Raw genomic sequence first — 20,499 nt, forward strand, 5'->3', positions numbered from 1 at the left:
GCGAGCTACGGATCGTTACAGACCTTCATCGTGGTGACGTTAGCACCGATGGGATGCCCGACAATCTCCGAAAGAGTCCGGCAGCTTCCATCATGGCATAACCGCCATTCCCCGGCCGCGCCGGAATTGCCAAGCACGACCTCCTGCATCGGTGCACGCTGCGGCTGCCATTGAAACCAGCCGTCGACGAGGCGCGCCTCGGGCGGCGGCTCCATGCCGGGCCCGGTGCCTTTGACCCGCGCCTGCACCAGGTCGAGGCCGGCAGGCGTGACGCGCCAGTCCTCCTGCCAGTCGACCTTCGCGATCGAATGCGTCCACACCAGCGTGAAGGCGGAAAGCGCCAGCGCTTTCACGCCACCCGCTGTTGCGAAGCAGAGGCTCACGCGGCTTCGACGACGGCGGGCGGACGCTGCCGCCACTGCCACAGCAAGAGCGCGGCGGAGAGCACGAAGCCGGCGGTGTCGCTGAAGGCGAAGTCACCGAGCAGGCAGAGCGCGGCTCCGAGCGCGAGCACGCGTTCGAGCAGCGTCATGCGCGTGAACAGAAAACCGATCGCGACCATGCCGAACAGGCCGATCGCCACCAGCGCCTTGAAGGTCGCGAGCGCCACCGCACCATAGAAGCCGAGCTTGGCCGCCATGGGATCGCCGGCCTGCAGCATCAGCGCCGGCGAATAGACGAAGATGAACGGAATGACGTAGCCGGCTAGCGCGATACGCATCGCCTCCCAGCCGATCTTGTCCGGATTCTCCTTCGCGATCGGCGCCGCCGCCAATGCGGCGAGTGCCACCGGCGGCGAGAGGTCGGCCATGATGCCGTAATAGAACGCGAACATGTGGCTCGCGATCAGGGGCACGCCGAGCTTCGCCAGCGCCGGCGCGGCGAGCGCGGCGGTGATGATGTAGGTCGGGATGGTCGGAATGCCGGTGCCGAGCAGGATCGACAGCAGCATGGTCATGATCAACGCCAGGAACAGGCTCTTCTCGCCGAGACCGATCACCCAGCTGCCAAAAATGGTGCCGACGCCGGTCTGCGACATCATGCCGATGATGACGCCGACGATGGCGCAGGCCATACCCACCGTGATCGCCGACTTCGCACTCTCGGCCAGCGCATTGCGGCATTCGCGCAAGGCCGCGAACCCGCCGCGCACGAACGCCGTGATCACGATCAGCCCGACGACGACGCTCGCGACCGGCACGATCTGGAGACCGTCGCGCGACAGCGCGCCGACGACGAGCGCAAGTCCGATCCAGAAGATGGAGCGGACGACCATCGAGGAGGCRCCGGCCGTGATGCTGGCGCCGAGGATCAGTGTCACCGTGAGCGCAAGGCCCATGCTGCCAGCATAGAGCGGCGTAAAGCCCTCGAACAGCATGTAGACGAGCGCCGCGAGCGGCAGCACGAGATACCAACGCGTCACCAGCGCCTTCCAGGCGCTCGGAATCTCCGAGCGCTTCATGCCGACGAGGCCGTGCTTGCCGGCTTCCAGATGCACCATCCAGAAGGCGGACGCGAAATAGAGGATGGCGGGGATCGCCGCCGCCTTGACGATTTCCGAGTACTGGACGCCGAGCGTCTCCGCCATGATGAAGGCGACCGCGCCCATCACCGGCGGCATGATCTGCCCGCCCATCGAGGCCGTCGCCTCGACACCGGCGGCAAAGGCGCGGCGATAGCCGAACCTGATCATCAGCGGAATCGTGAACTGGCCGACGGTGACGACGTTGGCGACGCCGGAGCCGGAGATGGTGCCCATCATGCCCGAGGCGAACACCGCAACCTTCGCAGGTCCGCCGCGCGTCCTGCCGAACAGGCCGAGCGAGACATCGGTGAAGAGCTGGATCATGCCGGCGCGTTCCAGGAACGAGCCGAACAGGATGAACAGGAAGATGTAGGTCGCCGAGACGTAGATCGGCACGCCGTAAAAACCTTCGGTGCCGAACGACAGATGCGTGACGATCTGGTCGAAGTCGTAGCCGCGATGGTTGAGCGGCGACGGCAGATATTGCCCGAAGAACCAGTAGACGAGACACGCGCCGCACATCAGCGGTAGCGCCGCGCCCATCAGGCGCCGCGTGCCCTCGAAGATCAGCACCGCGAGCAGCGTGCCGACCGCGAGATCGAGCCGCGTCGGATCGCCGTCGCGCGCAATCAGGTCGGCATAGAAGATCCATTGATAGAGGCCGCAGAAGAAGCCGGCGCCGCCGATCACCCAGCCAAGCGCGCGACCGACATCGCTCTTCGCGGTGAAGTTGGCGATCAGGCCGAAAGTGAGGAGAACGAGGAAACCGACATGTACCCCGCGCACCACCTGGCTCGGCAGATAGTTGAAGGCGGCGACATAGAGCTGGAAGGTGGCGAAGGCAATGCCGATCCAGTAGGCGAGAGTGCCCCACCAGCCCGGACCAAAACCTTCCGGAAAACCGTGCTCGAAATTGTCGAATTCAACCTTGATAGGCCCTGCGGAGCCCTCTGCCTGCAACATCGATATGTCCCCGAGCCCTTATGGTGCGTCATTATAACATTGGCAGTGCCACCGCACGCGTCATGGCCGGGCTTGTCCCGGCCATCCACGGCCTACGGTGTCGCCAAGAACGTGGATGCCCGGGACATCTGCGCGAAGACGCGCTTCGCGCTTTTGCCCGGGCATGACGACACGAATGGAGCTGATCTTACTTGATCAGCCCTTTTTCCTTGTAATAGCGGATCGCGCCGGGATGCAGCGGAACCGGGCTGCCGGTGGCGGCCGCCTCGAGCTTGATCTCCTTGCCCGCGGCATGGGCGTTCTGCAATTCGGGCAGCGACTCGAAGATCAGCTTGGTCATCTGGTAGGCGAGGTCGTCCGACACCGCGGAGCTCGTCACGAGATAGTTGACCACGGCCGCGGTCGGCACGTCCTTGTCCTGGCCGGTATAGGTATTGGCCGGAATGATTGCCGAGATGAAGGGCGGGCCGATCTTGTCGATGGTCTCCTTCGGCACCGACACCACGGTGATCGAGGCCGAACTCGAGAGATCCTTCAGCGAGGCGACGCCAAGGCCGGCCGATTGAAGCGTCGCGCCCAACTGGCGGTTCTTCATGAGGTCGACGGATTCGGCGAACGGCAGATATTCGACCTTGCCGAGGTCCTGATAGGTCATACCTGCGGCCGCGAGGATCGCACGGGAATTGAGCTCGGTGCCCGACTTCGGCGCGCCGACCGAGAGGCTCTTGCCCTTGAGGTCTGCGAGCGTCTTGATGCCCGATTCGGCGGTCGCGACAATCTGGATGTAGTTCGGATAGATCGCGCCGATGGTGCGCAGCTTGTCCAGCTTGGACTTGAAGCCGGCTTCCTCGTCGCCCTCCCAGGCGGCTTTGAGCGAGTCACCCAGCGTGAACGCAATTTCACCGCGGCCCTGCTGGAGCAGGATCAGGTTCTCGACCGACGCCTTGGTGGCCTGCACCTGCGTCTTCACATTCGGAATCTTGTCGCCGTAGATCTTTCCGATCGCGACCCCGAGCGGATAGTAGACGCCGGAGGTGCCGCCGGTCAGCACGTTGATGAAGGATTGCGCATGCGCGCAAGGTGCCGACGCCGCCAGGGCAAGAGCCGCGGCCGCGCCGAAAATCGTCCGTTTCATGGTTGTTGTACTCCCCAAACCGGCCGGGAAATTGGCCGGATGGGGGAAGCGGGTCAACCCATCCAAAAGTCACAACAGGACTGCGGTAAACGGCTGACCCGGCTCGATTTTTGGGGAACCCGCGGGTGCGGCGAGGTGGCGCAATCAGGGTCTGGCGCGTGTCTCGCCCTCGCCGGCAAGCCTTACTGGCAAGCTCTTGCTGGCAAGCCCTTATTGGAAGGTCATGTCCAGGCACTTGGAGATGTCGGAGCCGAGGCCGGAGGAGATGATGATGCAGCCGCGCACCTTCTGCGCGGTGACGTCGGCGGCCCAGACCGAATAGCCGCCGGGGCCGAAGAACGAGTTGGTGTTCGGCGGTTCGGTCTCGGTCGCGTCGAAATCGTATTTGCCGTCGGTCTCGAAGATGCGCGGCTTCTTGGTGCAGCCGCCGTCGGTCTGGACGTTGATGACTTCCTTGTTGTCGCGGGTCAGCGCCAGCGAGACCTGGCAGCGGAAATATTCCGAGGTCTTGGTGTTGAACAGGTAGGTGTAAGACTTGCAGGTCGCGGTGTTCAGCTTGCCCGGGGCGAGGCCACGGCTGCACGAAATCCGCTGGTTGTGGCTGAGTTGGTAGTCATCCGCCCGGGCGACGGGCGCCAGCGCCGTCACCAACAGCGCGGCGGCTGAGCAGGCTTTCACGACTTGGTTCATCCGAATCATCCCCCTACCAATATTTTTGTCGAATTGCGTTCTAGACTGAAAGCGGAACATAGTCGCGCGGGGACGAAGGGAAAATCACAAACTGCTGGGCAGGACGTGATGCGCTGCGGCGCTTTCGCAAATTGACCTGTAAACGCCGTTCGTGATTTGTTCAAGATGGCAACCCCAACGATGGGGAGGATGGGATGATGGCATTTTCAACGAAGACATTTGCACTTGCACTCACAGCAACGCTCGGCGCATTCAGCGCACCCGCATTGGCGCAGACCGCGGCAACGCCCTGGGAGCTCAAGCCCGACACCGGCTATGCCTATGACAAGGACGGCAAGACCTTCTCCTACAAGATGGGCACCAACAATGCCGGTGAACTCCTGAAGGGCGCCAAGAAGGTGCCGAAAGGCACGCTGTTCTTCATCGGCCACAACGGCCAGCTCTACATGCGCAGCGGCCCGTATCTCGAAGGCGACGGCAAGTTCAAGTTCGGGTCGGATCAGTAAGGGGCGACGGCCAACCCAAGCACTCGGTGTCATCACCCGCCTTGTGCGCGCTTGCGCACTGGGGCGGGTGATCCAGTATTCCAGAGGCCGTTGTGCTTCAATCGAGAGGCTGCGGCGTACTGGATGCCCCGGTCAAGCCGGGGCATGACAGCGGAGGATGTGGCAGCGAGGACTAGAACGCCCCCGCCAGCTCCCGTGCGCCGGCATTGTTGCTGTTCGAGTCCATCCGCGTATCCGTCACCGCCAGCAGCTTGGCCACCGTGTTGTGGCGGATCGCGACCGGGTTGCGCTCGTAGCCGCCGCGCTGGAAGAAGTTCGAGGTCGGCACCTGCTCGCGCATCGCCTGCGGCATCGTCACCATGTCGAGGCCGGTGCCGTCGCCGGTGAGGTTCATCATCTCGAGCTCGGCGGCGGTGAGCGGCCGGGTGTAGCCCTTGGTGCGCGCGAACAGCACCGAAGTCAAAAGCTTATGGGTTTGCAGCATCGGGCCGATATCGATGTCCAGCACCATGGCATGCATGGCCCAGCCCTGCGCGGTGTTGCCGATCTTCTCGTGCTCCGACCAGGTGTCCGGCACCGATTTCGCCTGCGCCACCATCTTCTTCAGCACGGCAAGCTTGTGCTCGAGCGGCTGGCGCGCCGGCCCGGACGTCCGCGCCACCTTGTCGGAAAGCGCGCGAATGAGTTCATGGCCCTGCTCGGCCAGCAGCTCGACGCTGTTGGTGGTCAGGAGCTGGTTGTAGCCCATCGCGGTCGAGATCGCGCGCTTGCCGCCATGCTCAATACCCGCCTGCACGTCGTAATTGCCGGTGCCGCCGGTCTCGAACGAATAGACCCGCACCGCCTGCTCGCGCGTCAGCCCCGAGGCGAGCGCGTAGCGCGCATAGGCGCGCTTGAACTCGACCTCGCTGGACGGCCGCTGCGGCGTGAACTGATAGAGCTCGCGTGCCGCCTGCAGGAGATCGGCGACCACCGGTATCGGCTTTCTGGTCGGACGATCCGGCGTTTCTTCCGGCTCCGGATTCACCGGCCGCTTCGGCCCGTTATAGAGCGGCGGATGCTGCAGCACATAATCGTCAAGCGTCACCTGCTGTCCGCTGCGCCGCTTGGCGTTGCGGCCTTTCCGCTTCTCGGAGATCTGGCTCCAATAGGCACCCGCCTCTTCGTCGAAGGCCCCGCGCGCCGCCTGATATTCCTGCAGCTTGCGGCGATATTCGAGCACGGCCGGCGACGCGCCACCCTGCGCAAAGAACTGCGACAGCAACTGGGCCTTGGCATCGCGGACGGCCGGCGGCAGCGCGTCGGCCTCGCCGCCTCGCGCAGTGGGCGCGAGCAGGACGAGCGCGAATGGAACTAGCGCGAGATGTTTTCGAATCGAATGATGCATGCTGCCCTCTTAGCAGGCATCCGGTAACCGTCACGTTAACGCGCCGTTTACCATCGTCACTTCCAGGCGAACACCGGCTGTTCCAGCTCGGTGACGCGGGTGTGACGTCCCGCCAGCACCTCACGGAACTGGTAGATCAGCGCCGCGGTCGGCGCGTGGATCAGGCTCTTCTCGTGATGGAAGCGGATCACGCGGCGGGAGCTTTCGGGAATCGCGATGAAGTCGAACGCGTCTTCGCGCTCGATCGTCGCGAGCGCGATGCGGTGGACCGAGGCGACCTCATCCGGGTTCGGCCGGATCGCGGCACTGTCGGCCGTCCAGACCACCACCGGCGTGATCAGATAGCCGGAGCGAGTCGGATAATCGTCGAGCGTGCCGAGCACCTCCGCATGCGAAAGGCGGAGGCCAAGCTCCTCATCAAGCTCGCGCAGCGCCGCTTCGACCGGCGTCTCGCCGGCATCGCAGCGGCCGCCCGGCAAGGCCCATTGGCCGCGATGGGCGCGCAGGTGTGACGCGCGCAGCGTGAGCAGGAATGCGGTGTCATCGCCGTCACTCGCCGCGGTCAGCGCGACCGCCACCGCGGCGTGCTTCAATGCGGCGGGCGCATCATCCTCCGGCAGGCGCGTGAAGGCCGCGCAGGCAGCCGCGATATTCCGCCGTGTGGCATCGTCGAACGGTCTCATGATGCTTGACTACACCACGTCAGGCCCCGATGAAATGAGCTCGCAAGGCCCGCGCAGCAATGGACGACGACATGACCAACAAGGCCGCCGCAAGGCTCAAATCGGACGGCTGGAGCATCCTGGAGACCACGGGCTTCCTGCACCTGATCGGCCCCTTGTGGGAGCGCAAGGTCGACGGCCATTACGAATTCGCGCTCGCCACCGAGGACAAGCACCACAATCGCCGCGGCATGGTCCAGGGCGGCGTGATGATGACGTTCGCGGACCGCACCTGCGGCATGACCGCCCGCTACGTTTCCGGCAAGGAATTCATGGCGACGGTGCAGCTCGACACCCATTTCGTCGAGGCCGGGCAGATCGGCGACATCCTGATCTCCCGCCCCCGCGTGGTGCGCTCGACGCGCAGCCTCATCTTCATGAGCACCGAAGTCACCGTCGACGGCCGCTGCATCGTGATGGCGAATGGCGTGTTCAAGATCTTGAAGGGGCCGGGGTAGCGGCGCGCGGTCGGGCTGCCGCTCCAACCACACCCACCGCCGTCATTCCCGGCGAAAGCGGGGAATCCAGTACGCCGCGGCCTATCGGTTCAATCTTTGCCTCCTCGGAATACTGGATCGCCCGATCAAGTCGGGCGATGACAGCTGAGAGTTTGGCAAGCGGCCTCCCCAATCTCGTCATTGCGAGCGCAGCGAAGCAATCCAGTATCTCTCCGCGGATGCATCTCTGGATTGCTTCGCTGCGCTCGCAATGACGGAATTAGCTGGCTATGCTGCCAGCTTCGATAGCGTTGAGGAAACAGCCCATGCAATACCGCCAGCTCGGCCGCACCGGCCTGAAAGTCTCGCCGATCTGTCTGGGCACCATGATGTTCGGCGGGCCGACCGATGAAGCCGCATCAAACCGGATCATCGCGAAAGCGCATGAGGCCGGGATCAATTTCATCGACACGGCGGATGCCTATTCGAAGGGCGCATCCGAGGAGGTCGTCGGCCGCGCCATCGGCAACAACCGGCACGCCTGGGTGCTCGCCACAAAACTCGCCAACCCCATGGGTGACGATCCCAACCGTGTCGGCCTGTCGCGGCGCTGGGTGTTGCAGGCCGCCGATGAGAGCCTGAAGCGGCTCGGCACCGACCACATCGACATCTACTATCTGCACAAGGAAGACCATGCGACACCGCTGGAGGAGACGGTGCGCGCGATGGGCGATCTGATCCGCGCCGGCAAGGTGCGCTATTTCGGCGTCTCGAACTACCGCGCCTGGCGCGTCGCCGAGATCTGCAACATCTGCGACCGGCTCGGCATCGACCGGCCCGCGGTGAGCCAGCCCTATTACAACGCGATGAATCGCATGCCGGAGGTCGAGCACTTCCCGGCCTGTTCCTACTACGGCCTCGGCATCGTGCCCTACAGCCCGCTGGCGCGCGGCGTGCTCACCGGCAAGTACAAGCCCGACGCCGCGCCGGACAAGGAGACACGCGCCGGCCGCAACGACACCCGCATGATGCAGACGGAATGGCGACCGGAATCGCTCCAGCTCGCGCAGGAGATCAAGACCCACGCCGAGAAGAAAGGCATCACCGCCGGCCAGTTCGCGGTCGCCTGGGTGCTGAACTCCGCCTTTGTCAGCTCGATCGTCGCCGGCCCACGCACCGAGGAGCAGTGGGACGGCTACATCCGCGCGCTCGACTACCGCTTCACGGCGAATGACGAGGCGCTGATCGACCGGCTGGTCGTGCCGGGCCATCCCTCGACGCCGGGCTACAACGACCCCGCCTATCCGATCGAGGGACGCCGCGCGCGGACGGCTTGAGAGCTGAAGACGATGACGGCGCACGAAGACCGCTACGGCCTTTCACTCTCGACGTCTTCGCACGAGGCGGCAAGCGCCTATCGCGAAGGCGTCGATCTCATGCTGGCCGGTTGGACCGGTACGGCGGAGGCGCTGGAACGCGCGATTGCGGCCGATCCGGATTTCGCGCTTCCCCATATCGCCCGCGCCCGCGTGCATGCCTTCTATCAGCAGGGCGACCTCGCGCGGCAGAAGGCGGCACGCGCGCGCGAGCTCACAGCGAAACGCGGCACGGAGCGCGAGCGCTCGCATGTCGAGACGCTGGCGCTTGCGATCGAGGGCCGGCTGCCCGAGGCCATCGCATCGACGCTGAAGCATGTCGAGAGCTGGCCGCGCGACGCTGTGGTGCTGTCGCTGCCGCTCGGCGCGTTCGGCCTGTTCGCGTTTTCCGGCATGCCCGATCACGACCGCGCCCGGCACGAGCTGTGCGAGCGCGTCGCGCAGCATTATGGCGAGGACTGGTGGTTTCTCACCATGTCCGGCTGGGCGATGACGGAGAATGGCGACGTCGCGCGCGGCCGCGGCGTCACCGAGCGCGGTTTTGACCTGCGCCGCCAGAATGCCCACGCCGCGCACGCCGTGCTGCATGCGATGTTCGAGGACGGCTCGATCGACGCGGCTGACCGTCTCGTCGACGCATGGATCCCCTCTTACGACCGTACCGGCATCCTGCACGGCCATATTCGCTGGCACCAGGCGCTCGGCGCGCTCGAGCATGGCGATGCGGCGCGCGCGCTTGCGATCTATGCCGACGTACTTCGGCCCTCCGCCACGAAGGCGCCGCCGCTCAACGTCGTCACCGACGGCGCCTCGCTGCTCTGGCGCCTGTCGGCTTACGGCCACACCGTGCCGGAAGCGCTCTGGCTCGAGGCCGATGCCACCGCGCAAAAACTGTTTCCAAAATCGAGCCTGCCCTTTGCCGACGTCCACATGGCACTGTTCGCTGCGGCGACGCAGAACCAGGAGGCGCTCGCCGCGCGCCTCGCGGCGATCGAGCAGCGGCTCGGCGACGGCAGGCTGCCGGCCGGTCCCGTGGTGCCGGCAATCTGCCGTGCGCTCGTGGCCTTTGCCCGCGAGGATTACACCTCATGCGTGCGAACGCTCGGGCCCGTCCTCGGCGAGGTCGTGCGCATCGGCGGCAGCCATGCCCAGCGCGAACTGATCGAGGATACCTACATCGTCGCGCTCATGCGCAGCGGCGAGCTGCCCCGCGCCCGCGCGCTGCTCGACGCCCGCCTGCACCGCCGGCCCTCGCTTCGCGATACGCGCTGGCAGGCGGCGACCGTTTAGCTCTGCCACGAAAAAAACATCGGTCTGGCAGCAAGTGGCCTGCTAGGACGGGATGGGGCGATCGGATGAATCGCCGATGGGTGGTGCGGTGGTATTCCAGTCGGGTTTAGCTGAACAAACGGGATCGCAACCAATTTGTGGTTCGCTCGTTGTTGAGCGGAACTTTTCCGCCGCCGTGGCCCCCTGGCATACGAGCCTGATGATGCGCCTCCGCCGACCGGTCCTCGCCGCGGCCCTCGCGACTCTCGCAAGCCCTTGTTTTGCCGAGTCTTCCGCGCCCATCCCCGTCAACAACCCGCCGGCGCAGAACGCCTTCATCGACCTGCTGGCGCTGATGTCGGGCCACTGCAAGACGCTGAAGGTCGCGGGGCGCACCTTCGCGTGCAAGACGGTGGCTTACGCCCATGGTGACAAGGGCCGGGTCAATTTCGCGGTCGCCGTCGACGATCCCTCCGACGCCAACCATGTCGTGTCGTTCTCCGGCGAGAACGGCCAGCGCGCGGACGACAATTCCTACGAGCTGCGAATCGACCGCATGCTGCTCAATTCCAAGGACCGGCCCAAGGTCGACGGCCTGCCGGTGCCGGCCGAGCAGACCTCGACCGGCGTCTGCCGCCAGACCGGCAATTTCGCCGCAAGGAAGGTGACGGACGTCACCTGCACGGCGACCGACAGCGAGGGCCGCCGATACGAGCTGCTGTTCGTCTCCGACGGCAAGCCGGTGAGCGTACGTCGCATCCGGCAATCGTCGCCATCGATCCAGGATCCGTTCAAGTAACGGCATCATCCGCTGCTGCCGGCATGTATGATCGCGCCATGCTTTGGAGCGATTCATGACGCGCGACCGCCTGTTTCTGCTGCGCCCTGGCTTCGAGGACCCCGCCTTTCCGGGTCAGCGCTTCTATTGCTGGCATTGCGCGCTGATCGAGGGCGTGCTCGCCTCGTTTCCGCAGCTCGCCGAACAGCTCGACGTTGAGCGCATCGCATGGCCGCGGCCAAGGCTGCCGGTGATCGCGCTGGTCGGCGAGGAGAACCAGTCGCTGCCGCTGCTCGTGCTGGCCGACGGGACGACGTCGCCGCATCAGACCGGCAGTCACCACGGCCGCACCTTCATTGCCGACAAGGACGCGATCCTCGCCGCGCTCACTGAACGCCACGGGTTTCCCGATCCGCATCCGTGAGGGCCGAGCACGCGCGCAGCTCTCCGTGTCCCGGACGCAGTGCGGCGCGTAGCGCCGCTCCGCAGAGCCGGGGCACGAGAGCTGTCGCGAAACGAGGGAAAATCGACATTGCCTGCCACGTCGGTCGCCCCGCATACTTCGCGCAGCAAGCAAGTCTGGAAGCCGCTCCTTATGTCCCACTCCCTCCCCGCCCTCGTCGTCGTCGACGTCCAGCGCGCATTCGACGAATGGGAGGCGGCCGGCAAGCGGCGCAACAATCCGGACGCGGTGGCGCGCATCGCCGATCTGCTGAAGGCATTCAGGAAGCGCGGCGCGCCGATCTTCCACATCCGCCACGAGGGCACGAAGCCGAATTCGTCGTTCCTGCCGCAAAGCTCCGGCTACGCGGTCAAGGACGAGGCGCGCGAAGCGCCGGGCGAGGCGGTGGTCGTCAAGCGCGTCAACAGCGCCTTCATCGGCACCGATCTCGAGACAGCCTGCGCGCAGGCAACATCACGACGCTGGTAATCTGCGGCGCCACCACCAATCATTGCGTCGAGACGACGACGCGGATGGCCGGCAATCTCGGCTTCGACGCGAGCCTCGTGCGCGATGCGACCTGGACCTTCGACCGGATCGGACCAGATGGCGACAAGCATTCGGCTGAAGAAATTCATGCGATGACGCTGTCGAATCTCAACGACGAATTTGCGCGCATCGTCGCCGCCGCCGACGTGATCGCTTCGCTCGAAGCGATGCGACAATAGATCGCGCCACATCATTCACACGTCGATCGGAACTACGTCTGCGTCGTTTCGACGCCCGCACTGGCCGGAACGCAGCGGACAGCCATCTGTTATCACGCGACTTCTCAACTGGAGTGATGACATGAAGTATCTCTTTGTCGCGATGGCTGTAGGTGCTGCGGCGCTCGCCGGCGGATCCACGGCCAACGCGGCGGGCAAGGCCAGCGCGAAGCAGAACGCGCCAGCCGGCCAGTCCACCGACATCAGCGCGCAGCACAGGCACCACCACCACGGCCATCGCCATCACCAATGGCGCCATCACCACCACGGCTATTATCGTCCGCACTACCGGAACTATGGCTATTACCCGCGGCACCACGGCTATTACGGCGGCGGACCGTACGGCTATTATGGTGGCGGAGGTCCCGGCGTGACGTTCAGCTTCGGCGGCGGCCGCTGGTGAGAGTTAAGGCCCGCCTTGTGCGGGCCTTTTTTCATCCCCGCAAAATCATCTCTGCGGTCTCCAGCCCGCTCGCCAGCGCCGCCTCGACTGTCCCCATGTCGCGGCCGCGATAGAGCGCTTCGCCGGAGAACAGTACCGGACCGTCGGCGCGCGCAAGGATCGCCTGGGCCTCGCGCGTCCGCGGCGTCGCCCAGGAATAGGCGCCGCGGGCGAAGGGATCGTGCAGCCAGTTGGTCGCCGCAGCCGCCACGAGATCGCGCGCGATGTCGTCGCGCGACACGCCGAAGATGACCGCAAGCGAATCGACCCCGGCATCGATCAGCCCTTGCCGATCGAGCTTCGCAAGCTCGGCCGTGCGCGGCCCGCCGAACCAGCCGGTGAGCACGGGATGCTGGTCCGGATGCCGCGTCCACCACACCGGAATCGACTGGTCCGAGAGCAGGAAGGTCATGTCCGCGAGGTCTTCGTTTCGCTCGCGCCACCACGGCCGCGCGAACCGCAGCAGGATTTTTATCACGCTGCCGAAGCCGATATCGTCAGCTGCCGCAGCCTTCGCGCGTGCGGGCTCCGGAAGCGCGATCTCGCGCAACAACGGCAGCGGGACGGTGAGGATCGCGCGATCACAGCCATGCACGTCGCCGCCGGCACAGCGGACGGCCAGCGCGCCGCCCGTCTCCTCGATCGCCGACACCGCGCGGCCGAAGCGAAACGTCACGCCAAGCCCGCGGCACTCGCTCGCCAGAAAATCGATCAGCGCGCCGTAGCCGCCGACGATGCGCGCTTGGGTGTGATGCCCGCCGTCCATCCATTCCTCGCGCAGCGCCAGCGTCGAGGCGCGCTCGGGGTCGGCGGCGTCGTAGCCCTCGACCATGCGCTCGATCGAATGGCGCAGCCGGTCATACCTAGGCCCGGCGAAGTGGCCGCGGAGGAAATCGGCAACCGTGAGATCATCCTTCAACGCCCCTAGCGCGGCGTACAGCTCTGCCTCGTGCGGATCGTGACGGTCTTCGTGGGAGAGCCTCGTGCCGTCAAAGCTCCACTGGGTGCCTTCGATCTCCTGCAGCGACAGCCCCGCCTCGCGCACAAGCTTGCGCGTGACCGGCGCCTCGCCATGGACGAATTCCGCGCCGCCATCGGCGGGGTAGCCGAACTCCGACGCCGGCAGCGGATCGATGCGCCCGCCGCAGCGCTCGCGCGCCTCCAGGATCGTGACCGTCCTGCCCACGCGTGCCAGCTCGCGCGCCGCCATCAGCCCGGCCGCGCCGGCACCGACGATGACGATGTGCTCCAATTGTCCCATGCCGATGCCTTACTTGGGCATCGCTTGCGGGTCGTTCTTGATCAGATACCGCAGCAGCAGAACGCCACTGCCGAGGTCGCGCGTGCTCTCCAGCGTCATCGCGGCGAGCGGCGCGCGCTTGTCGCTGTCCGCGTCCGTCGAATCGAACACGAAGGGTGCGCCCCTGGCGCCATCGATCGCGGGGCTGAGGATCAGGTTGAATTCGTCGATGAGACCGGCGCGCAGGAAGGCCCCATTGGCGACGCCGCCGCCCTCGACCAGCAAGCGCTTCACGCCGAGCTCGCGATTGAGGATGTCCAGCGTCAGYGCCAGGTCGATCTCGGACTTGCCGGCGAAGATGTAGGACACACCCTCGCCGCGCAGCCCGGCCAGATGCGAATCCGGCACGCCCTCGGTCAGCACCACGACGATCGGGTCACCGCCAATGTCTGACCGGCCCCAGCCGATCTTGCCCTGCGCGTCGAGCACGACGCCATAGGTTTTCGCATCGCGCCGCGCGAACCAGCTTTGGCGGGGAAATGTCTCGCCCGCCGTTGCGGGATAGGGCTTGCCCTTGGCGAACTCGGAGCCGGTGACGCGGCCGATCACCCAGGCGTCGCCGCCGAGTTCGTCATGGATCTTCTCGAACCAGTCTGTGCCCGCCCCCTTCGGCCGCCAGCGGCTGGGATGCGTGCGGCCGTCCAGGCTGGAATGCATCAGGCAAATGACGTAGGGCTTCATGCAATTCTCCGGGTACGCTTCAGGCCGCTGATCCATCGCGCCCGGCGCGATCCTTCACGATCACCGCCAGCGGATTGAGCTTGGGCGGCGCGACGAGCTTCAGCGTGTTGCTGTCGTGATGATTGAACGGCGCGCCGCGCACGAACAACTCGGTCTGGATCAGATAGCTCCAGCTTCCGTCATCGTTGAAGGTGATGTCRCAGCGATAGGAATCGGTGCGGAAGGCCTGTTCCAGGAAATCGGTCGAGCAGATTCCGTAAGCCGTGTCGCCGCGCTTCGCCGTGACCGATATCTTCCTGTCATCCGGCCCGGCCTTGCCCGAGGCGAGCAAGACCTGTCCGCGCGGAATCGCGAGCGTCTGCATGATCAGCCCGGTCGCGGGCTCCCACAGCCAATAGCCGACCTGGTCGTGGAAGGTGATGTCTTCCTCGGGCGTGTTGATGTGGATGTGATAGCGCAGCCCGTAAAACAGCTGCGGCCCGTTGGCCTGCGGGTCGATCGGGTCCATGCGGATGCGCTCGATGAAGGTCCGCCGCTCCGGCCCCTCCGCCTTCGGATTGATGTCGATGCCCTTGTCCGCCTGCCAGCTCCCTGCGAGACGGCGGAGCGGGCCGAGATTGGCAAGGCCGTCGGGCGAAACGTCCTCGGGCTCGGTGAAGATGTCGGCGGGAATGGGGAGCATGGGAACCTCGCGTCAAGTTGCGGGGAGCAGCAATAGCACAAGGACGGCGGGAATCGACTGGAATGGAACCAGAGCGCGCGCCGGGTGTTATCTGCGCTTGAGCACGAGCCCTCGAAAGCCGGCTCGAATGGGCAAGGACGCCCGTGTCACGCGTAGCGGGGGATCCGGTGCTGTCTGAGAAGGCTGCTCGGCGGTCGATTGAATTGGGCTTCCTCGCTGACGGAGGCAAGCTGGGCGCGATGATGAGCGCCCGCGACTGGTCGGATTCACCGCTCGGTCATCCCCGCGATTGGTCTCAGGCGCTGAAAACGACGGTCAGCATGCTGCTGGCCGCGCAAGCCCAGATCGTCCTGTTCTGGGGGCCCGACTTCGTCGCGCTCTACAATGACGCCTACGCCCCGGGCATCGGCGCCAATCATCCCCGCGCCCTCGGTCGCCCCGCGATCRAAAACTGGGGCGAGCTGTGGGACGATCTCGAACCGCTGCTATCAGGCGTGCGCCGAACCAGAAAGACATTCGCCGCCAAGGATCGACCGTTCTACGTCGAGCGCCACGGCTACGGCGAAACCAGCTACTGGGACGTCTCCTACTCGGCCGTGCGGGACGATGACGGCTCGGTCGGCGGAGTGCTTTGCATCGTGTCCGAGACGACGGAGCGCGTGCTGGGCGAGACGCGGCTGCGGGCGAGCGAAGCGCGATACAGGGAGCTGACCACGACCCTCGAGCAGCGCGTCGCCGAACGCACCGCCGAGCGTCATTTGCTGGCGACGATCGTGGAAACCACCGACGGACAGATCCAGGCGCTCGATCTCGATTATCGCTGGCTGGCGATCAACACGTCCTGCGCCGATGCCTATCAGCGCATCTACGGCAAGCGGCCGCAGATCGGCGATTCCCTGCAGCAGTTCCTGGCCGACCGGCCCGAGCATCTCGCGGCGGCAACCGCGATCTGGAGCCGGGCGCTGGCCGGCGAAGCCTTCACCAACATCGATGAGTTCGGCGATCCCCGGTTCGACCGCCGCGTCTACGAGATGAAGTTCGAGGCGCTCCGCGCTCCGGACGGCACGCGGATCGGCGCGTTCCTGACCGGGGTCGACGTGACGGATCGCCTGGAGGAGCAGGCGCGGCTCGCGCAGGCCGAGGAAGCGCTCCGCCAGGCCCAGAAGATGGAGGCCATGGGCCAGCTCACGGGCGGCGTCGCGCACGACTTCAACAATCTGCTCACGCCGATCGTCGGCCTGCTCGACCTGTTTCAGCGCAAGGGCATCGGCGGCGAGCGCGAGCATCGCCTCATCGCCGGCGCAGCACAGGCGGCCGAGCGCGCCAAGACGCTGGTTCAGCGCCTGCTCGCTTTCGCGCGCCGGCAACCGCTTCAGGCCATTCCCGTCAACATTGGTCTCCTCGTTGCCGAGATGGGCGACCTGATCTCGAGCACGACCGGGCCGCAGATCCAGGTGACGGTGGACACGCCGGAAGACCTTCCCGCGGCCATGGCCGATCCCAACCAGATCGAGATGGCGATCCTGAACCTCAGCGTGAACGCCAGGGATGCCATGCCCGGCGGCGGCAAGCTGCGCATCTCGGCGAAGGCCCGGACGATTGGAGACTCTCACAATTCGGAATTGGCACCGGGCGCCTATGTCTGCATCTCCGTCGCCGATACCGGCATCGGCATGGACGAGTTCACACTGGCCCACGCCGTCGAACCGTTCTTCTCGACCAAGGGCGTCGGGCGAGGCACCGGTCTTGGCCTCTCGATGGTCCACGGCCTTGCGTCACAGCTCGGCGGCGCGCTGACGATCAGGAGCGCCATGGGGGCTGGGACGACGGTCGAGCTGTGGCTGCCGGTCAGCCACGCCGTCGCGAGCGCCATTGATGCCGTCCCGCAATCAAAACTGCGGCCACAGCCCGTCGGCACGGCTCTGCTGGTGGATGACGAACCGCTGGTGCGCATGAGCACCGCCGAGATGCTGGGCGAGCTCGGCTACAACGTCGTCGAAGCCGCCTCGGCGGAGGACGCGCTTCAGCGCGTCAGGTAAGGCCTGCGGCCGAACCTGCTCGTCACCGACCATTTGATGCCCGGCATGAGCGGAACAGACCTCGGCCTCGCGCTGCGCAATCAATATCCCGAGCTCCAGATCCTCGTCGTGTCAGGCTACGCCAACAACGAGGGCATCACGCCGGACCTGTCGCTGCTGACGAAGCCGTTCCGAAGCGATGAGCTGGCGGCGAGCCTGGCGGGCTTGGCGAAGGCGGGGCGGTAGGCGACGCAAGCGGGCGAGCAGCTCGCATGAGCGAAAGCGACATGCCGGTGCGATGATGTGTATCGGCGATCACGCCGTGATTATCGATGCGCGGGCGACTGTACCCCAGTCCGATCGGAGGAGCCTGGCCTAGCCGACGAACCTCCTCAACCCCAGCCGCATCTACTTCAACGCCAGACTCTGGGCGTGAACTGAGAAGACCGAGGTGGAGGCCCGCCGGTTCACGCTGGCGGGCTCGCTACGTTCTGAGAGCGTCAACCGCGTGGGCGACGAGAACGCCGATGCTGAGTACGATCAGGCAAATAATCGCCGCTTGAAATAACATCGGAGTAAATCCCGTGGGCCAGGGTCGGCTTTTATAAGCCCTCACATTCCGCCAGCATTTGGCCACCCAGAAGGCGCTTCGGTGTCCGCCTCGTTACAAGTATGCAAGGTTCATTGGCCTTGCGCGACGACGTCTCACTCCTTCAAAGCGGTGCGAGAATCTACCAGACGATCAGCAGCACAACGATTACTGACATGGCGTAGATAGTCCTGCGGCCGATCCGGTTCATTCAAGAACCTCATATTCAAACGCCACGCCCTCGGGATCGTTCTCCCCGAACCATGTCTCTGCGGCTCCATCTGGCGCGACATCGGCGCCCGCCTGCCGCAGGCGGCGCAGATGAAACGGGGCTCGATATCCGAAAGCCGTACGTCATCCGGCCAGCGGTCCGCATTCAAGGACACGCAATGGCAATTGTTACGTTTACCTACAAGCGGTTCCGAGCCTGAATAGCATGAGCGCTTTTCGCGCCAGGTAGCATCAATAAACGCCCCAGCGTCTGGCAAGGGCTTTTACTGGCGGTATTCCCCTCGCGCCGCCAGTATATTCACCTCCATCCATCCACGGAGATCGATATGCATCGTGTCGCTCCGATGCTGACGTTACTCACTGCCGCTGTATTCCTTGCTTTTTTGGAGCCAGTCCGAGCTGCCGAGGCGGATCGATACTGCCTGCGAGGTCGCAATTGGGGCTTTCCGGGCAATTGTCAGTTCGCCACCCGCTCGCAATGCCTGGCTGCTGCTTCTGGCACGAACGCATATTGCGGCATCAACCCGCGCTATGCCGCTCCGCGGCGGCGCTAATCACCGCTCGGAGCTATTCGGCGGCACGGCATGGCAGAAGCAGTCAATCAAGGGAAGGCCCCCGATGCGAAAGCTTGCACTGTTCGTCATCCTGCTCTCGTTCGCAGGAATGGTCCCTTCCAGCGAATCATTTGCTCAGAGTGCGCTTCGAGGTGCCGTCATCGGTGGTGCTGTTGGTGGTCGCCGCGGCGCTGCCATAGGGGCGACGGCCGGAGCCATCGCGGGCGCCCACCGGCGACATCAACATTGGCATCGATATTATTGGAGGAACGGCAACTGCTGGTACCGCTCGACCAGCGGAAGGTCGCACCGCGTGTCGCATCGGTACTGCCGTTGAGCCTTCGCGTAGCGGGCCGTGCGACTGGCCTACAGGAAAGATCGAGAACGGCAACTCAATAAGGGGATCGCAATGTTCTTCGCTCAGGAAGGATTCACATATCGAAATTTTCTGATGGATATAATTGCTGTATTCGCATTTGTCGTTTGGTTCTGGCTGCTCATTGTCATCTATGGCGACCTGTTCAGGCGCCACGACATTTCCGGATGGGGTAAGGCACTGTGGGTGCTTGCACTTGTTCTGACCTCCTACCTCGGCATCTTTGCTTACCTCATCACCCAAGGCAGGGGGATGGCGGAACGCAGCGCTGAGCAGGCTCAGCGGGCGCGCGAGGAATTACGGCACATCGTCGGCTTTAGTGTCGCCGACGAGCTTTCCAAGCTCGATCAGCTCAAAAAATCGGGATCTATAACCGATACCGAGTACGGGCGCCTTCGCACCAAGCTGGTCTCCTAACCATCGGTGAGGGAAGCGGGGAGGCCCATGATGTTCGCAAAGCCTTTTGGCACCGTTGGAGCTCTTATTGCTGGCTTTGCAATTGCGTGGACTGAAAGCGCGCATGCGGAAATATTCATAACAACCGCCACCATATCGCAGGGCGAGTTGGTCATCGTCGGAAGAGTAAGACGGCCCCGCGAGTCCAGCGTGGAAATCAAGATCAGTCCGAGCAAAACCGTGAAAGTCGAGAGCACTTCGACCGGAGGATTTCGGTGGATTGGACCGGAGTTTCCATCGACTTGTATCGTAAAGATCACGTCCGGACCGGATACGAGAGACGTGGTGATACAGAATTGCGGCCTCCCCGGGCCAGCGGGTCCTCCAGGGCCGGCCGGACCTGCGGGCCCGATCGGACCGCCCGGGCCCAAAGGGAATTAGAAGGCAGACTTCGTCTTGCGGGTTTGCAGGTTGCCCACCGGATCGCTCTCGCATCAACCATCGAGGTGCGCGGGCGACTGTGCCCAGTCCGATCGGAGGAGGCTGGCCTAGCCGACGAGCCTCCTCAACCCCCAGCCGCCCCTACTTCAACGCCAGGCTGCTGCAATACGCCGAGGTCTCGCCCGATCGCCAGCCGGTGACCCGTCCGGCTTCCTTGCACTCGTCGTAAGTCTTGAAGTTGCCGACGTTCCGGCACGTGAAGGAGTACACGCCGCCCGAAGCGTTGCAGCCGACCCAGGGCTGATTTCCCGTCTTGAAGCTCGATTGGCAACCGCCGGCACAGCTGCTCGTTTCGCGTTCGAGCTTGGCGAGCCTCGCGGCATCCGACATCGGCGCCGCCACGGCCGTCGATGTGGCTGGCGATGTCCGATACCCGGTGCTGCGGATGGCCACGTGATGCGTTGGCTTGTGCGGCCTCGCCACCTGTCTCGGCGCGTCGACCGTGATGCTGGGAAGCTGAGTCTCGGTGGGCGTCGGTTGAGACATTGCCGTGCCGCTCAGGCCGCACAGCAACAGTGCAATCGATGGGAATGTGACAGCGGGACGCGCAACGAAGCGTGACGACAACGTCATGGCCATGTCCTTCCAGATGCGGAGGGACAGTCCATTCCATCCCCCGAGACGAGGATATCACGCGCCGATTGAAGTTGCATCGCCGAACCCTGCAACTTGATTCGGCCGCTCTCGTCATCCGCCCGTGGTGATCAACCACTGGAAGAACGTCATCAGAAC

At 64.7% G+C, this 20,499-nt stretch carries 19 protein-coding genes and 2 pseudogenes; 11 read left to right on the top strand and 10 right to left on the bottom strand.

Translation table 11 applies throughout. The features are described from left to right. Nucleotides 1-5 precede the first annotated feature (5 nt). From AB4Z51_RS27585 to AB4Z51_RS27600, 4 genes are all read right to left on the bottom strand, one after another. The gene (locus tag AB4Z51_RS27585) at nt 6-383 is read right to left on the bottom strand and encodes a DUF1850 domain-containing protein (protein ID WP_167768178.1); all 378 of its coding nucleotides are present in this window, start codon (nt 381-383) and stop codon (nt 6-8) included. Then, nucleotides 380-2,488 (bottom strand): TRAP transporter permease, encoded by a 2,109-nt coding sequence (locus AB4Z51_RS27590; RefSeq protein ID WP_085400935.1) that lies wholly within the window; start codon nt 2,486-2,488, stop codon nt 380-382. Before AB4Z51_RS27590 ends, AB4Z51_RS27585 begins: the two co-directional genes overlap by 4 nt. 187 nt (nt 2,489-2,675) lie before the next feature. Next, complete coding sequence (locus tag AB4Z51_RS27595; protein WP_441498369.1) at nt 2,676-3,623, bottom strand: TAXI family TRAP transporter solute-binding subunit; 948 nt, start codon at nt 3,621-3,623, stop codon at nt 2,676-2,678. Nucleotides 3,624-3,833: 210 nt separating this feature from the next. Continuing rightward, nucleotides 3,834-4,313, bottom strand: a complete 480-nt coding sequence (locus AB4Z51_RS27600) for a hypothetical protein (protein WP_085400933.1) — start codon at nt 4,311-4,313, stop codon at nt 3,834-3,836. 197 nt (nt 4,314-4,510) lie between these two features. On the opposite strand from AB4Z51_RS27600, the gene AB4Z51_RS27605 reads away from it, so the two are divergent. Then, nucleotides 4,511-4,819 (top strand): hypothetical protein, encoded by a 309-nt coding sequence (locus AB4Z51_RS27605; protein WP_085400981.1) that lies wholly within the window; start codon nt 4,511-4,513, stop codon nt 4,817-4,819. Nucleotides 4,820-4,991: 172 nt separating this feature from the next. On the opposite strand, the gene AB4Z51_RS27610 is transcribed toward AB4Z51_RS27605, so the two are convergent. Further along, nucleotides 4,992-6,206, bottom strand: a complete 1,215-nt coding sequence (locus AB4Z51_RS27610; protein ID WP_085400931.1) for a hypothetical protein — start codon at nt 6,204-6,206, stop codon at nt 4,992-4,994. 56 nt (nt 6,207-6,262) lie between these two features. Beyond that, entirely contained in the window at nt 6,263-6,889 is a 627-nt protein-coding gene (locus AB4Z51_RS27615; RefSeq protein ID WP_085400930.1) for an NUDIX hydrolase, read from the bottom strand. A gap of 71 nt (nt 6,890-6,960) precedes the next feature. On the opposite strand from AB4Z51_RS27615, the gene AB4Z51_RS27620 reads away from it, so the two are divergent. The 7 genes and pseudogenes from AB4Z51_RS27620 to AB4Z51_RS27650 all read left to right on the top strand — a co-directional run bounded on the left by AB4Z51_RS27620 (nt 6,961) and on the right by AB4Z51_RS27650 (nt 12,400). Beyond that, nucleotides 6,961-7,386, top strand: a complete 426-nt coding sequence (locus AB4Z51_RS27620; protein WP_063986737.1) for a PaaI family thioesterase — start codon at nt 6,961-6,963, stop codon at nt 7,384-7,386. Nucleotides 7,387-7,691: 305 nt separating this feature from the next. Next, nucleotides 7,692-8,702: an aldo/keto reductase gene (locus AB4Z51_RS27625; protein ID WP_085400928.1), complete on the top strand. Its 1,011-nt coding sequence runs from the start codon at nt 7,692-7,694 to the stop codon at nt 8,700-8,702. Nucleotides 8,703-8,714: 12 nt separating this feature from the next. Next, a complete protein-coding gene (locus tag AB4Z51_RS27630) occupies nt 8,715-10,031 on the top strand; it encodes a tetratricopeptide repeat protein (RefSeq protein ID WP_085400926.1) in 1,317 nt (438 codons plus the stop codon). A 202-nt stretch (nt 10,032-10,233) separates the two neighbouring features. Next, on the top strand, nt 10,234-10,809 hold the full coding sequence (locus tag AB4Z51_RS27635) for a hypothetical protein (protein ID WP_071917092.1): 576 nt from the start codon (nt 10,234-10,236) through the stop codon (nt 10,807-10,809). A 55-nt stretch (nt 10,810-10,864) separates the two neighbouring features. Continuing rightward, the gene (locus tag AB4Z51_RS27640) at nt 10,865-11,212 is read left to right on the top strand and encodes a DUF3088 domain-containing protein (RefSeq protein WP_085400925.1); all 348 of its coding nucleotides are present in this window, start codon (nt 10,865-10,867) and stop codon (nt 11,210-11,212) included. A gap of 171 nt (nt 11,213-11,383) precedes the next feature. Then, a pseudogene (locus AB4Z51_RS27645) lies at nt 11,384-11,958 on the top strand (cysteine hydrolase family protein). 121 nt (nt 11,959-12,079) lie between these two features. Further along, nucleotides 12,080-12,400, top strand: coding sequence for a hypothetical protein (locus AB4Z51_RS27650; protein WP_085400922.1), 321 nt, complete (start codon nt 12,080-12,082; stop codon nt 12,398-12,400). Between the two features lie 31 nt (nt 12,401-12,431). Here AB4Z51_RS27650 and AB4Z51_RS27655 read toward each other — a convergent pair whose 3' ends face one another. The 3 genes from AB4Z51_RS27655 to AB4Z51_RS27665 are packed head-to-tail and all read right to left on the bottom strand — an operon-like array spanning nt 12,432 to nt 15,102. After that, the gene (locus AB4Z51_RS27655) at nt 12,432-13,700 is read right to left on the bottom strand and encodes a flavin monoamine oxidase family protein (RefSeq protein ID WP_135215754.1); all 1,269 of its coding nucleotides are present in this window, start codon (nt 13,698-13,700) and stop codon (nt 12,432-12,434) included. A 9-nt stretch (nt 13,701-13,709) separates the two neighbouring features. Beyond that, nucleotides 13,710-14,420 (bottom strand): RibD family protein, encoded by a 711-nt coding sequence (locus AB4Z51_RS27660; protein WP_085400920.1) that lies wholly within the window; start codon nt 14,418-14,420, stop codon nt 13,710-13,712. Nucleotides 14,421-14,439: 19 nt separating this feature from the next. Then, nucleotides 14,440-15,102 (bottom strand): FABP family protein, encoded by a 663-nt coding sequence (locus AB4Z51_RS27665; protein ID WP_063985871.1) that lies wholly within the window; start codon nt 15,100-15,102, stop codon nt 14,440-14,442. Nucleotides 15,103-15,245: 143 nt separating this feature from the next. Here AB4Z51_RS27665 and AB4Z51_RS27670 point away from each other — a divergent pair. The 3 genes and pseudogenes from AB4Z51_RS27670 (at nt 15,246) to AB4Z51_RS27680 (ending at nt 19,287) form a co-directional block, all read left to right on the top strand. Continuing rightward, nucleotides 15,246-17,366, top strand: a pseudogene (locus AB4Z51_RS27670) (ATP-binding protein). A 900-nt stretch (nt 17,367-18,266) separates the two neighbouring features. Next, nucleotides 18,267-18,494, top strand: coding sequence for a DUF3551 domain-containing protein (locus AB4Z51_RS27675; RefSeq protein WP_084795314.1), 228 nt, complete (start codon nt 18,267-18,269; stop codon nt 18,492-18,494). A gap of 409 nt (nt 18,495-18,903) precedes the next feature. Beyond that, the gene (locus tag AB4Z51_RS27680) at nt 18,904-19,287 is read left to right on the top strand and encodes a PLDc N-terminal domain-containing protein (RefSeq protein ID WP_028147401.1); all 384 of its coding nucleotides are present in this window, start codon (nt 18,904-18,906) and stop codon (nt 19,285-19,287) included. 561 nt (nt 19,288-19,848) lie between these two features. Here AB4Z51_RS27680 and AB4Z51_RS27685 read toward each other — a convergent pair. Then, entirely contained in the window at nt 19,849-20,346 is a 498-nt protein-coding gene (locus AB4Z51_RS27685) for a hypothetical protein (protein WP_244623282.1), read from the bottom strand. Nucleotides 20,347-20,499 lie beyond the last annotated feature (153 nt).

The sequence above is a fragment of the Bradyrhizobium sp. 2TAF36 genome, assembly GCF_052114925.1.
Lineage (GTDB): Bacteria > Pseudomonadota > Alphaproteobacteria > Rhizobiales > Xanthobacteraceae > Bradyrhizobium > Bradyrhizobium barranii.